The sequence below is a fragment of the Geobacillus zalihae genome, from assembly GCF_030414215.1.
GTDB classification, from domain to species: domain Bacteria; phylum Bacillota; class Bacilli; order Bacillales; family Anoxybacillaceae; genus Geobacillus; species Geobacillus zalihae.
Window position 1 is genome coordinate 3,458,882 of the sequence record NZ_CP129217.1, and the last position, 13,978, is coordinate 3,472,859.

Here is a 13,978-nt window from a genome sequence, read left to right on the forward strand (position 1 = left end):
GAGGGTTAACTACTATTGATCCGTCATCGCGATCCATATATGATTTTGTCCATTATCATAGCAAACCCCAAAACCTTTTGTCAACGCCATCCTGCTTTTTTTGCATCCAAAACCGCGACACGATCGGCTTCCCGTCCCAGATGACTTCGCTTTTCGCCCGGCGCTTCGCGACTTCCGGCTCGTCAAGCAAGAGCCAAAAGTTTTTCACCGGCAAGTCCCCAAGCCCATGCTTCTCGCAAAGCCGCCGCAAGTAATGCCGCCGCTTGTCGCTCATATGTCGCGACACGTTGTCGCCGTCCGGGCTGAACGCATACAAGACCGTCGCCGCCGCGACACGCGTGACGCGACAAACAGAGGCGGCGCGCAAAAAGAAGTCCCAATCCCAATAATGGTGGACAGTCGGGTCAAAGCAGCCGATCTCGTCATGGAGCGATTTTCGATACACGCTCCCGGACGGGACGTACGTCGAAAACGTCCGCATCGCCTCCAAATCGTACTCATAGGCAAATAAAAAACGGGCCGATGGGACGCGCTGATCGTTTTCCACCCGATACTGGACAATTTCCGCATCGGCATAGGCAAAATCAGCGTCACGAAGCGCTGTGACCATCCGCTCGAGATGGCATGGCAACACTAAGTCGTCGTCGTCGCAAAGCATGATGAGGTCGTTGCGCGCCTCCTTGACGCCGATGTTGCGGGCCGCGACATGTCCTTCGTTGTCGCGGCGGTCGATGAGACGGATGTCAAGCTCCGGGTACAAGGCGACGACATCATGAACCGGGACACCCCCGTCGTTGACGATAATGACCTCAAACGGCTTGTACGTTTGCCGGCTTAACGACTCGAGCAGCTCGGCAAGCGGATACGGGCGATTGTACGTCGGGATGACGACGGACACGGACGGACATAACATCAATTCACCGCCTCTCGCACTGGTTTTCCCCTTGGCGTCCGCGGGCGTCGATGCGCACACCCACCAAAAGCTTGGCCAATCAAAAAAGGGGCTTACCCTTAAGGTACCGCCCCTGCCGTTTGTTTGTCAATTTCGTCTTGCCTCCCCTAACGAGCGCCACGAACCAAAGCCCGCAACCCCTCATTAGAGATCTGCCTTAGAATGTCCCTTACAACGATTTTACTCATGCAAGCTCCTGCTGCTTCGTCTCGCTGCCCAACACCGCGACCGCCAAAACGGCGACAAGGACCGATAGACAAAACAGCGTGAAAATGGCCGTCACCGACACCCCTTGGGCGACAAGCGAGCCGACCAACAGTGGGCCAAAAATGCCGCCGATGCGGCCAAACGCCGCCGCCATGCCGGCGCCGGTCGCACGAATCGACGTCGGATACTGCTCCGGCGTATACGCATACAGCGCTCCCCAAGCGCCGAGGTTGAAAAACGACAAGAAAATGCCGGATGCCATCAGCCCAACGAGCGACTCGGCCGTGCCGAAAAAGTAGGCGCTCAATGCGGTGCCAAGCAAATACGTGACCAAGACAAATTTCCGCCCCGCCCGCTCGATCAGCCATGCGGCGCTGAAATAGCCGGGCAATTGCGCCAGCGTCATGATGAGCACATATTCAAAGCTTTTAATTAAACTAAACCCTTTCATCACCATGACGCTCGGCAGCCATAAAAACATGCCGTAATACGAAAAGACGACGCAAAACCAAAGCAACCAAAGCATGACCGTCTCTTTCCGATGGGGAGCGGACCATACTTTGACGATATTGCTCCACACCGTCTCCTCTTTTTGCGCGGCCGCAAACCGCGGCGAATCGGGCAGGCGGAGGCGCAAATAGATCGCATACAGCGCTGGAATCGCCGCCAGCCATAACGCCGTCCGCCATCCGTAAACTGGTATGACGAAATACGAGATGAGCGCTGCCAGCAACCAGCCGCCCGCCCAAAAGCTCTCAAGCAGCACGACAACCCGGCCGCGGTCGGCAGCCGGCACCGCCTCCGAAACGAGCGTTGACGCGACCGGCAGCTCGCCGCCAAGCCCCATGCCGATCAAAAAGCGGAGCGCCAAAAACGCCGCCAACGTCGTCGTCAGCGCCGACAGCCCGCTGCCGATCGAGAATAATAACAATGTGACAATGAAAACATTTTTCCGGCCGATCCGGTCGGCGAGCAGCCCGAACACGAGCGCTCCGACCGCCATGCCGATCGAGTTGACGCTGCCGATCCAGCCGACTTGGCTGGCCGTCAAATTCCAGTCTTTTTGCAAGGCCGCCATCAAAAACGACAACATGCCGACATCCATCGCGTCAAACAGCCAACCGAGACCGGCAATGCCTAACAGCTTGCGCTGGGAAATCGCGGTTTGGTTCATGTGTATCCTCCTGTCATTATCAATGTAAAGACATATTTATTATAAAAGAAAATCACCCACCTGTGCACCCACTTTGTTATAGTATTCATTGGAATAAACAAATCGATAAAAGGACGGTGCTTATGAACGAGGAAAGAATCAAGGATCTTGAAGCAAAATTGAGTCTAGCCACCGATGCAATTACGTTACTCTTAGATATGGTGAACAAGGAGCACAAAAGCTTTGCGATTCTGGCCTTAGCCACTGGCTTTACTGCCGACGAGTTGGAACGCCTGGAAAAGCTGTTTTATCACGCTGGCCAATCACAGTGGGACAAGGATACATTTGTGGCAGAGTTCGAGAAGCAGCTTCCCAAAAGAAGTGCAATGTTGAGAAGCATTTTGGAAGGGCTAAAGTCAGATGGAAAGTTTGTATCGTTATGCGAGAAGTATTTGGATTGACAGAAAAAACCCGTCCATGTCGAGGCGGGTTTATTTTTCTTCAAAACATCCAAATCTTCACCAAGCAATTCTGTCAATGTCAAGAGAAGTGGAGATCGCGAAACTCCAAAACCTGTCGCTGCTGGCCATCAGCATGATCCACGACGTTGAGCGGCAGCATAAGTTTGCGCGAGGCTGGAAAAGTCGTCAAAATGAATCTTGAAATTAACACAGAAAAAACAAAATATTAATACACTTTAAATAAAACAAAATATTCCTTTTACACTTTTCTCATATAATCGTTTATGCTTAGGAAAAATTTCTTAAATCCTTTGAACGGAAAGGAGGATCACCTTCCAGCAAACCATGAAACCCGCTTCTCATGCCAAAGGAAAAATAGAAAGGAGAGGCTCTCGTGAAAAAAATCATTGCCGGAACTGTCATGGCGACAGCTTTGCTGACGGCTCTCCCCTCATCGTGGCCGGCTCTCGATGGACATGCCTATGCCGCAGCGAAAAAGAATACAGCCGCGTCTCACTATATTGTCAATGTCAACGGCAATTTGATGACGGTCCGTTCGCTCCATCGTTCAGGAACTGTTTTATTGGCGGGGAGCGATATGGCCAAGCTGTTTTCAGCCGATTATCGGTATGATCCAAAACACCAATATTACGAAATTCGACGCACATCTCCTAACATACGGATTGTGCTTCAGACGGGGAAAAAAGCGGCATTGGTGAATGGCAAATCCATTTCATTGTCTGTCGCCCCACAGCGTTTTGGTCAAGAACTATACGTCGATGCGAAGCAAATCGCCGCTCTCTTAGGTGGACAATGGAAAGCAGAGGCTGGTGTCGCCATCGTGTCGACATCCGGCAGCTTTCGCCCATTTCGCGAGACATGGCAAGTGAACGGCTCCACAGCTACGATTCACGGTCTCGTGTTAGGACAAACATCTTTTTATTCAGTCAATGATGTTGCCGCTGCTTTTGGCGCTACTGTGCACGTTGACAAAAAAACGAGCATGGTTAAGGTCAAAAAAGGAAATAGAACTATTATATTCAATCCGTTTAGTTATGTATTAAACGCCGGCGGCAAAAAAACCTCCTTGCCGACCGCGCCATTCATTCAAAATGGAGTGCCGTACATCAATCTGTCCGCCATCGTCTATGCACTAGGGGGAGAGATCGAGGAGCAAGAGCGATTTATCGCCACGTCTGGTTTCATCAAAGGAACGAGCATCCATCCACAATGGATCAATCAAAATACATTGCTCATCAGCCGACCGGATGAAGCCTCTTCACTGCTTTTGGACATTCGCTCGCGAACGGCTCTCCGTTCCATCAACGAAATGGATCTTACGTTATCACCTGATGGGAAAAAAGCGGCTTACGTCGATGAAAACGGTCATTTGTTTGTCATAGACCTCGTTTCCAATACGGTCCAACAAATCGGCGAAGACGATGAGGTCAAAACCGACCTCGTTTGGTCCAGCGATGGCCGCTCACTCTATTGCATTTACGGCAGCAACAATGAGGCGGTCGCAGTCGTTGCCTTAGACAATGGAACCATCACCAAGATTATTGATGACAAAGTGAAGTACAAAACAGATCTTCGTCTTTCTCCCGATGGAACAAAGTTATTATACACAGTAGCGAATGAAGGGAAAACGAATTACACGGACGATCAAAGAACCGATGTCGATTCCATTGATACAAGCGGAACCGATCCGCAGCTGATTCTTGTCGACCTGTCTTCACCAACAAAACAGCCAACACCACTCACTTCATCGTCAGACAATAAGGTTGACAGCGCGTTTCTATCAAACCATGACATCGTATATGTAAGCGCAACGGATGATGACATGAGTCCGCCATCATTGAAAATGATCCGGAACGGAGTAGAACAAACATTGCTTGATAAGCAGAACATCATTGACATGGCGGTGGTCAAAAGCCGTATTTACGTTGTTGTTGAAGCAAACGGCCTTTACACCATCCGCTGCTTCGATCCATCCACCAAATCATGGAAAACAATAGGAAGGACGAAACATGAAATCACCTCGATTGCGCCATCGCCATATGACGATCAAATTGCGGTAACGATGGCAACCGACGGTGGAGAAAACGTATCTCTTCTTCGCCATGGTTCATGGATGAATCTTACAAAATGAGGATGGAGGGAGATTTATGAAACGCAGCACATTATGGAAAAGAGTCATTTCTGCTGTTCTGTCATCTACCTTGTTGCTTGGAGCTGCCTTGGCCACCGAGCATCGCGCCGATGCCGCTGAAGTATCCGGAAAAATCGTGATTGCCGGCTCCACCGCTTTGTTGCCGTTAACTCAACAAGCGGCAAAAGAATTTAAAAAGAGCCATCCAAAAGTCAAAATTGTGGTTTCCGGCTCTTCTTCCATCGCCGGCCCGCAGTCAGTCACAAAAGGAGTCGCCACCATCGGAGCATGCGACTGGGATGCCACTAAAGCGGTCGGAGGGTTCCCTGCTTACAAAGGATTAAAAGCATACAAAATTGCCAAAATTCCGTTTGCTGTCATTGTCAACAAAGGCAATCCCGTCAGCAACCTGTCCGTCGAACAAATCCAAGATATCTATGAAGGGAAAATCAAAAATTGGAAACAATTAGGTGGAAAAGATGAAGAAATCGTCGTCATCAACCGAGCCAAAGGATCTGGAACACGCGTCAATTTTGAAGACAAAATCATGGACGGCCATATGATCAAAACGACAGGAGATAACTATAAAGAAGTGCAAAAATCAGGGGATATGGTGAATGCCGTTGCGTCGAATCCAAACGCGATTGGATTTGTTGATTTGGCTTATGTGAAAGGCGGAATTAAAGCCGTCAGCATCAACGGTGTCAAAGCAACCACAGCTAATGCCAAAAGCGGCAAATACATCTTTTACGGCTATGGATACTTACTGACCAAAGGGGAAGCCAAAGGTGCGGACAAAGCCTTTATCGATTATATTTTAAGCAAAAAATTCCAAAATGGCTCCTTGAAAAAATTAAAATTCATTCCTGTGAAATAACGACCTCTTTCAGCCTCTCCTTTATTGGCGGAGAGGCTGATTTTCCGTTCGATGACAGAAAGGGGAAAGGAAAATGGAAAAGCTGTCTCCTGATTGGACTGAGGCCACCCGCTTGTTGACCGCTCAACGTCAACGCTGGACCACGAAATATCGATTCGACCGTCTGTTTCGTTTTTTTTGCTTGACAAGCATCGTATTTCTGATTGTCGTATTGAGCGCCATCGTTCTATTCGTCAGCAAAACAGGCCTTCTCGTGTTTCGAGATGTATCTCCGTGGGAATTTTTCTTCTCCTCCCGATGGGATCCAGAACATCATCGATACGGAGCCGCCGTCTTTATCACCGGAACGCTATATGTAACGTTCGTGACGCTGTTGATAGCCACACCGATTTCCATTTCGACAGCCGTATTTATTGCGGAGATGGCCCCTCCCCGGCTTCAACAATGGCTTCGGACGCTGCTTGATTTGTTGGTCGGCATCCCATCCATTGTTTACGGATATTTGGGAGCCACCCTGCTCGTCCCATGGATTCGTAAGCTTACAGGCGCTCCAGTGGGAGATGGAATTCTTGCGGCAGCGATCGTGCTATCGATGATGATCTTGCCTACCATCACCCGCATTACCGACGATGCACTTTGCGCGGTTCCCAACGAATGGCGGGAGGCCAACTACGCCCTTGGAGGGACCAAAATAGAAATGATTTCCAAAATATTGCTTCCTGCCGCGAAATCTGGGATTGCCGCTGCTGTCATCCTCGGCATGGCACGCGCCATTGGCGAAACAATGGCCGTCGTCATGGTCATCGGCAACGTGGCGCAATGGGGATTTGATTTGGTCACGCCATCAAGTGTGTTGACCAGCCATATCGTGATGCAAATTTTAAACGTCGATTTTCAATCAACGACCAACCATGCCCTTTATATGATGGCGCTTTTGCTGCTTTTCATCTCCATTTCTTTCATTATGATGATTCGCCGCTTGCGTCTGAAAGGAGGACCGTCATCATGAACAATCAAGCCCCTGGCCTTCATGGAAAAATGAGTCGGCTCCGCATCCGCCGTCTCATGAATCGACTCGTACTGAGTATAATCAGCATCATTTCCGCAACCGTCTTTTTGATCATCTTATCCCTTCTTTATATGATCGTGCGAAAAGGATTGCCGGACATTGACATCCATTTCCTCATTGGACTGCCTGAAGAAATCGACGCTGGAGGAGGAGTTGGGCCGTTCTTATGGAACTCGATTTACATTCTCGTGCTATCATTGCTTTTGTCATTGCCCATCGGAATTGGAGCCGGTATTTTTTTAGCGGAATACGCCCCAAACAACCGAATCATGGAATGGGTGAGGGCGGCCATTGAAAGTTTGGCATCTGTCCCATCAATTGTGTTTGGTCTATTCGGTTACGCCTTGTTTGTGGAATACTTTCAAATCGGCGTGACCATTTTAGGAGCATCCATTACACTGGCATTGCTCAATCTCCCAGTTTTAGCCCGCGTCTCCGAAGAAGCGATCACGGCAGTTCCCTCCACTTGGAGGGAAGCCTCCTTCGCTTTAGGCGCAACGAAAGCACAGACCATTGTCAAAACAGTGCTCCCTGCCGCCATGAAAGGCATCTTGACCGGCATCAGCCTTGTCGCATGCCGAGCATTTGGCGAATCGGCCATCATTTTGCTAGTCGGTGGGACATCGTCATCTGGCGAGATGTGGGATTTTCATCTCCTTTCCGAAGGCGCGACTCTCCCGGTCCATTTGTGGTACATTCAGTCTGAAGCGCTCGTGGCCGATGCGCAGCAAATTGCCCAAAAAACATCCGCCCTCCTTGTGTTGCTAGTGCTGTTCCTTAGCTTTATCATTCGTTTTCCGCTATGGCTTAGCCAGCGGAAGAAACGATATTAGTAAAAAAGATCACCGCTCTTTCTTTTCGAAAGAGCGGTGATCTTGGCGAAAAAGATGATCTAACTAAACAGTTATTCGCAAAACATTTTTACATCCCTGATCCAACGCTACAAGATTGCGCGTGCTTCTATAATCTTTCACCATCTCTATTTAAAGTTCTTCTCCATTTGTTTCAATTACTCTTTTATACCAATAAAATGATTTTTTTCTTCGTCTCTCTAAGGTTCCCTTTCCTTCATTATCTTTATCTACATAGATAAAGCCATAACGTTTTTCCATTTCCCCTGTCCCAGCACTTACTAAATCTATACAACCCCATGGCGTATACCCTATAACATCAACTCCATCTAATTGGATGGCCTTTTTCATTTCCTGAATATGATCCCGGAGATACTGAATACGGTAGTCATCGTTAATCGTTCCATCTTCTTCAACGACGTCCTTAGCCCCTAAACCGTTTTCCACAATAAATAACGGAAGTTGATATCGTTCATACAAAACACTTAATGAATACCTCAACCCTACGGGGTCAATTTGCCATCCCCAATCACTTGTTTTTACATACGGATTTCGAACAATGCGTCCAAATTCCCCATCAAATTCACTTCCCTCTACTTCACGGGCACTCACGACTTTTGACATATAATAACTAAATCCGATATAATCGACCGTGCCTTCCTTTAAAGCTTGTTCATCTTCTTCTGTATATTCAATATTCAATTTGTTTCGCTCCCAATATTTCTTTATATAATTAGGGATTTCCCCTCGAACATGCACATCTCCAAAAAACCAGCGATTGCGCATAGCCTCGGCAGCAAGCATAACGTCATCTGGATGGCAAGAATATGGATATACAGGCACAAAAGCTAGCATACAACCTATGCGAAAATCGGGATTAATTTCATGGCCCAATTTCACAACTTTTGCACTTGCAATCAATTCATGAAGAGCAGCTTGATACATCGTTTCTTCTCTATTTTCTCCATCCTTATATATAATCCCTGAATTCGTGAAAGAAAAGAAATCGATGCTTGTATCCGCTTGATTATTGATTTCATTAAAAGTCATCCAATATTTCACTTTATCTTTATAGCGTTTCATCACTGTCTCAGCAAATCGCACAAAGAAATCAATACACTTTCTATTTCTAAAGCCTCCATATTTTTTTACAAGGTAATACGGCATTTCAAAATGAGACAATGTAATAACGGGTTGAATGCCATACTTGAGCAGTTCATCAAATACAGCATCATAAAACTTTAATCCTTTTTCATTTGGCGTTGGATCATCTCCATTCGGGAAGATTCTTGTCCAAGCGATTGAAGTTCGAAAACATTTAAACCCCATTTCAGCAAACAATTTAATATCTTCTTTATAACGAGAATAAAAATCAATAGCTTCATGATTTGGATAATAATACCCCTCTAATACCCCATCTGTAATTTGACGAGGTACACCATGCCTCCCTGCTGTCATAACATCAGCAATACTTAGGCCTTTTCCTCCTTGCTTCCATCCCCCTTCAAACTGATGTGCGGATACCGCCCCTCCCCAAAGAAAGTTTTCCGGAAAAACATGTGTTGACATCATGAATCAGCTCCTCACCTGATCATATATTGAATATTGCGAAACCTATCAATTGCAATTTAAACACGGAGAAGACGGCCAAGACACCCGTCTTCTCCGATCGTTAAACCGCATTCTTGCCGGACTTTAAGGATAAATCACAAAACAGACTCTCCGCCTTTTTCTTGCTCAAACAATTTGTTGTCATATAATTTGATAAATGGCAAATAGATAAGAAGGGCTACTATTCCACAAATAAATGCGACAACAACCGCCATCAAATCTCCACCCGTACCAATGAAGGCGCCTATACCAATGGGAGATGGCCACGGCACTTGTGCAATAATCGGTTTAACAAAATGCAGCTTAATGGCCCAATAACCAATTGTGGCAGTAGCCATAGGAGCTAAAAAGAACGGAATCGCTAAATACGGGTTATACACGATCGGCAGACCAAATAAGATCGGTTCGTTAATATTAAAAATTCCAGGCGCAATGGAAGCCCTTCCTAAAATTTTTAATTGCTGTGATTTCGCTAACAAAGCGATAAAAAGTGTCAGTCCTAACGTTGAGCCCGAACCGCCCATAATAACAAATGAATTTTGAAATTCACCAGCGAACGGAATATTCGCTCCATGCATGTTGGCTTCCATATTGGCCAAAACAATCGGCGTGGTAAAAGCAGAGATAATATTCGCTCCATGAATTCCGACAATCCAAAGTGCATGGATTAGGAAGTAAATTACCATCAGTCCCAGCCAGCTATTTGCTATATTGACAACAAAACTGAAAGGAACAGCCACAACCTTAAATATATCGGTACCCAACGCCACTAAAATCCCATTAATAATCAATACAACAAAAGCCACGAAAAAGGCAGGAATTAACGCTGTGAACGATCTCGATACTCCTTCAGGAACCGCTTCCGGCATCTTAATAACCCAATTTCGTTTTACACACAGTCGGTACAATTGCACAGCTACGACGGCCATAATAATAGCAGCAAAAATCCCCGTTGTACCTAGACGACTTACACCATTATCAGCCATTTCCCAGCCGCTAATAATTTTGGTATGGTCATCAATCTGTTGCACCAAAGAGATTTTTCCATTTTTTAACACCAATTGTGGGATGGTCATGAAAAAAGCAAACATGGACAACAAAGCACCGTTTAACGGATTTACATTCAATCCTTCTTCCTCAGCAAATAGTTTCGTATACTCATATCCAATGACAAGGTTAAAATACAAAGCCAAGATGCCCATTGTAGCTTTAAATGCCAACATATACAAATCGCTAATTCGGAAGAAAGTACTGTTGAAAAATCCCTCTAAAAATGTCATTGTTTGCGGCAAAACATTAAGAACAAGAAACATAGATCCTACAATGGTAAACGGAATGGATGCCATTCCCGCTGCCATGACAGCCCTTACAAATCGAAACGATGCAACTTTCCCCATAGGGCCCATTAGATATTTTTCAAGCAAAACAAACAACCTATTTTCCGACGACATTAGAAATTCCCCCTTTTTCGTTGGAGTGTTTTCTCATATTGCTGAATAAGATAATAATTCTTATCTTCATTGTTCTTAATTTGTCGCAAACGATTGAGAGATACAAGTATTAGACATATTTGAAGGAACAAGATTGCTAGAACCAATCCCCTTGATTTGTTCTCGTTTAGCAAAAATGGATATAATTTGCCAAACAGGGCAGTGAAGCAAGACATCACTGCCAGAAGAACATTTGTCCAAAGCAAAACGAGAAAGACGTATTTTGTATATAGCGCGCCATTAGTAGGAGCACTATAGATTTTAACCTGTTCTGCCATGCTTATCGCTAGAATCATCATCAATAACAAAGGAATAACACACAAAGATGAATGAGCCATGATCATGCAGATGAACCAGTATAAGTTAGCAAAAAATATTACTGCCATAACGTACCGAATCAGGAGATAACGGTTATAATACATTGATTTCACACTTTGTTCCTGTCGCCTTCTCTCTAATAAGGCTCTTACACTTTCATTCATACCAATTCCTCTTTCTTCCAATCATGATAATTGATCAGAGAATTCATTTAATATTAGGTTTCCCAGTTTTTCAATCCCCATTGGAACAGGAATATACGCTTGAGGAGGAATATTTATGACCGGCTTCCCTACTCGGTCTCCCGCTTCTTTCAATTTTTGGTAATACATTTTCGTTTGAGGGCTAACCAAGAATAAGTCGAACTCACCCTTTTCAATCATTTTGCTGCCTTCATTAGCAGAAACAGCATCAACGGTAATATCATAACCTTTCGATTTAAAAAATTCCGTTGTTTTTTTAGCCATTAAAGAAGAAGACATTCCTGCTGCACAAATGATTAATACTTTTTTCATGATCTATCCCCCGTCTAGAAGTATTTTAGAAAATTCAAAACTGAAACCATATCAGCATCTTTAATACCAAAAAATTCAGAAAGCAACGTTTCTCCTGTTGTTTTCCATTTATTATCAAAATATGCACTTGATAAACAAAGATTTTCTCAAGTACTTCTCATAAAAGTCGTTCATTCACTGATTTTAATAAAGAAAGGCCAAGTACAACGTTTAGTGAGAACCCTAATGGTCATTTTTAAGGAATTTTTTGTAAATCCCAATCATTTCTTGTGCTAAGTCAATCACAGTCATGGCATTCATCAAATGATCTTGTGCATGAACTAACAAAATGCGAATTTCTATTTTTTCTCCGCGTGCTTCTCCCTGAATGAGTTCCGTTTGAAAGCGATGAGCTTCCCTCATTTCCTCATGGGCTTCCTCGATTTTCTGTTCAGCCAAGGTAAATTCACCATTCTTTGCATGGTGAATAGCCTCCATGGCTAAGGTCCTTGCATTTCCACCATGCAAAATAATTTGAAAGCTGATTTCCTCTAAATTCACTTGAATCACCTTAATCCTCCTTATTGTTGATTTTTCTTCCCTCTAAATTCTAATGGAAACGGAACATAGAGACCCCCCTTCATAACCTCAAGTCATTTTTTCTCTTCATTATGCAAATTCCTTTATGACTTTATACTAATTTGAAAGCGTTTTAATTTTAAGAATAAGTTTTTCCGTTGCTCAACGGAAATGTTGTATACCTAATAAAAAGGCTGAGGCCTCCGCTTATTTTTCAATTAGAGAAACCTTTCCAAATGGACTTGGGCTTCTGAGCCGATGCCGTTGATTTGCGCGCGATGCTCCATTTTTCACCAACCCCCTAATTCATTTTTCAACAACAAAAAAGCACTTCACGAAGGATCTTGAAGCGCCTTTCTAAAATAAATCCAAATTCATTTATCTATCTCTTCATCGAGTTAATAATTTCACTGTAGTTGAGTAAATTTACTAACATAAATTTACAACCAAACAAAAAAGGAGACATGAACCCGACTCCTTGGTTAAAATAGATGTGCTAACCAACCATTCACAAGGAGGCTCATGTCTCATGAATAGATTAGCACATCATCAAGGAATCCACAAGTTTTTCATGGCGTTGGGGTTGGCGCTTTATTTCTCGAAACCGGTCATCAAGCATCTCGTTCATATTGTGGATGCCTTGACGACCAAGGGATTTTCGGGAACGTTGACCGATGTCCATCACTGGAGTTTTCATCCCAACCATCGAACAACGCTCAGCCATTTTTTCACGAAAAGCCCTTGGGATGAAGAGACGTTGCTTCGCAAACTCCAGCAATGGATCCTTCATCGCATCAAGCGAATCGCCAAACGGGAGAATCAACCCCTTTTTGTTTCGATTGATGATACCATTTGCCAAAAAACGAAGCCTTCGTCACGGGCCACGCACGCCATTCAAGGGTGTGATTGGCATTTCTCCCACAAAGATCATCAATCGGTCTGGGGGCATTCGCTCGTTTGGCTGATGGTACACACCATGACTCAGGCATTCCCGTTCGCGTTTCGTCTTTATGATAAGGCGGCGGGAACAAGCAAAGTCGACCTAGCGATGGAGATGCTTTCTTCGCTCAAGGTGAAGCCGGATCATCCGGTGTATGTGCTCATGGATTCATGGTATCCGTCCAAAGAGCTCATCGAAGCCTGCCTGAAAAAGGGATTCCATGTCATCGCGATGCTCAAGACGAACCGAATTCTCTACCCGAAAGGCATCGCCGTCCAAGCCAAGCAGTTCGCCCGCTATCTCGAACCGCGAGACACCCGCCTCGTCACGGTGGGGAACGAGCGCTATCGTGTCTACCGCTACGAAGGTGCGCTCAACGGTCTTGATGATGCGGTGGTGCTGCTTACTTGGAAGGCTGCTCAGCCGATGACACCCGAACATCTTCATTGCATCTTGAGCACCGATCGGGAGCTGAGTGACGAAGACATCTTGCGTTACTATGCCCAACGCTGGTCGATCGAATGCTTTTTCCGGCAGGCAAAAGACCAGCTGAAGCTTGATGGGTACCGTGTTCGCCACGTTCGGGCGGTCAAACGGTATTGGATCACCGTGTTGTTGGCTTGCGTGTACAGCATAGCCGAATCTCAACAAGACCTCTCCGCCGGACTGGAGCTTCTTCGATCGCGGAAAGGACACAGCCTAGTTGAGTTCATTTACAACGCGGCGAAGCAAGATATTCCCATTGATGTTGTCAAAAAACAACTCCATGTCGCCTAAGGGTTACCCTGTTTGTCTCTTTGTTAATGGAAAATATTGTAATGAAA

The 13,978-nt window shown here is 45.4% G+C and carries 12 protein-coding genes; 6 read left to right on the forward strand and 6 right to left on the reverse strand.

The window, feature by feature from the left end; genetic code table 11:
* Window positions 1-55: 55 nt before the first annotated feature.
* Entirely contained in the window at window positions 56-913 is an 858-nt protein-coding gene (locus QWV57_RS17440) for a glycosyltransferase family 2 protein (protein WP_015376096.1), read from the reverse strand.
* Window positions 914-1,136: 223 nt separating this feature from the next.
* Entirely contained in the window at window positions 1,137-2,333 is a 1,197-nt protein-coding gene (locus QWV57_RS17445) for an MFS transporter (protein WP_015376097.1), read from the reverse strand.
* A 122-nt stretch (window positions 2,334-2,455) separates the two neighbouring features.
* Here QWV57_RS17445 and QWV57_RS17450 point away from each other — a divergent pair, with 122 nt between their 5' ends.
* The 5 genes from QWV57_RS17450 to pstA all read left to right on the forward strand — a co-directional run bounded on the left by QWV57_RS17450 (window position 2,456) and on the right by pstA (window position 7,704).
* On the forward strand, window positions 2,456-2,773 hold the full coding sequence (locus QWV57_RS17450) for a hypothetical protein (protein WP_011232900.1): 318 nt from the start codon (window positions 2,456-2,458) through the stop codon (window positions 2,771-2,773).
* A 394-nt stretch (window positions 2,774-3,167) separates the two neighbouring features.
* Window positions 3,168-4,925, forward strand: coding sequence for a stalk domain-containing protein (locus QWV57_RS17455; protein ID WP_301100162.1), 1,758 nt, complete (start codon window positions 3,168-3,170; stop codon window positions 4,923-4,925).
* A 16-nt stretch (window positions 4,926-4,941) separates the two neighbouring features.
* On the forward strand, window positions 4,942-5,802 hold the full coding sequence (locus QWV57_RS17460) for a phosphate ABC transporter substrate-binding protein (RefSeq protein WP_011232902.1): 861 nt from the start codon (window positions 4,942-4,944) through the stop codon (window positions 5,800-5,802).
* 73 nt (window positions 5,803-5,875) lie between these two features.
* On the forward strand, window positions 5,876-6,811 hold the full coding sequence (pstC, locus tag QWV57_RS17465) for a phosphate ABC transporter permease subunit PstC (protein ID WP_011232903.1): 936 nt from the start codon (window positions 5,876-5,878) through the stop codon (window positions 6,809-6,811).
* Window positions 6,808-7,704: a phosphate ABC transporter permease PstA gene (pstA, locus tag QWV57_RS17470; protein ID WP_011232904.1), complete on the forward strand. Its 897-nt coding sequence runs from the start codon at window positions 6,808-6,810 to the stop codon at window positions 7,702-7,704. Before pstC ends, pstA begins: the two co-directional genes overlap by 4 nt.
* Window positions 7,705-7,854: 150 nt before the next feature.
* On the opposite strand, the gene QWV57_RS17475 is transcribed toward pstA, so the two are convergent.
* The 4 genes from QWV57_RS17475 to QWV57_RS17490 all read right to left on the reverse strand — a co-directional run bounded on the left by QWV57_RS17475 (window position 7,855) and on the right by QWV57_RS17490 (window position 12,196).
* Entirely contained in the window at window positions 7,855-9,291 is a 1,437-nt protein-coding gene (locus QWV57_RS17475) for a 6-phospho-beta-glucosidase (RefSeq protein ID WP_301102148.1), read from the reverse strand.
* A 137-nt stretch (window positions 9,292-9,428) separates the two neighbouring features.
* The gene (celB, locus tag QWV57_RS17480; RefSeq protein ID WP_301100163.1) at window positions 9,429-10,784 is read right to left on the reverse strand and encodes a PTS cellobiose transporter subunit IIC; all 1,356 of its coding nucleotides are present in this window, start codon (window positions 10,782-10,784) and stop codon (window positions 9,429-9,431) included.
* Window positions 10,785-11,326: 542 nt separating this feature from the next.
* On the reverse strand, window positions 11,327-11,656 hold the full coding sequence (locus QWV57_RS17485; RefSeq protein WP_301100164.1) for a PTS cellobiose transporter subunit IIB: 330 nt from the start codon (window positions 11,654-11,656) through the stop codon (window positions 11,327-11,329).
* Between the two features lie 222 nt (window positions 11,657-11,878).
* Window positions 11,879-12,196 (reverse strand): PTS sugar transporter subunit IIA, encoded by a 318-nt coding sequence (locus tag QWV57_RS17490; protein ID WP_301102150.1) that lies wholly within the window; start codon window positions 12,194-12,196, stop codon window positions 11,879-11,881.
* 547 nt (window positions 12,197-12,743) lie between these two features.
* Between QWV57_RS17490 and QWV57_RS17495 the strand changes: the two genes are divergently transcribed.
* Complete coding sequence (locus tag QWV57_RS17495) at window positions 12,744-13,931, forward strand: IS701 family transposase (RefSeq protein WP_081133251.1); 1,188 nt, start codon at window positions 12,744-12,746, stop codon at window positions 13,929-13,931.
* The last annotated feature ends 47 nt before the right edge of the window (window positions 13,932-13,978 follow it).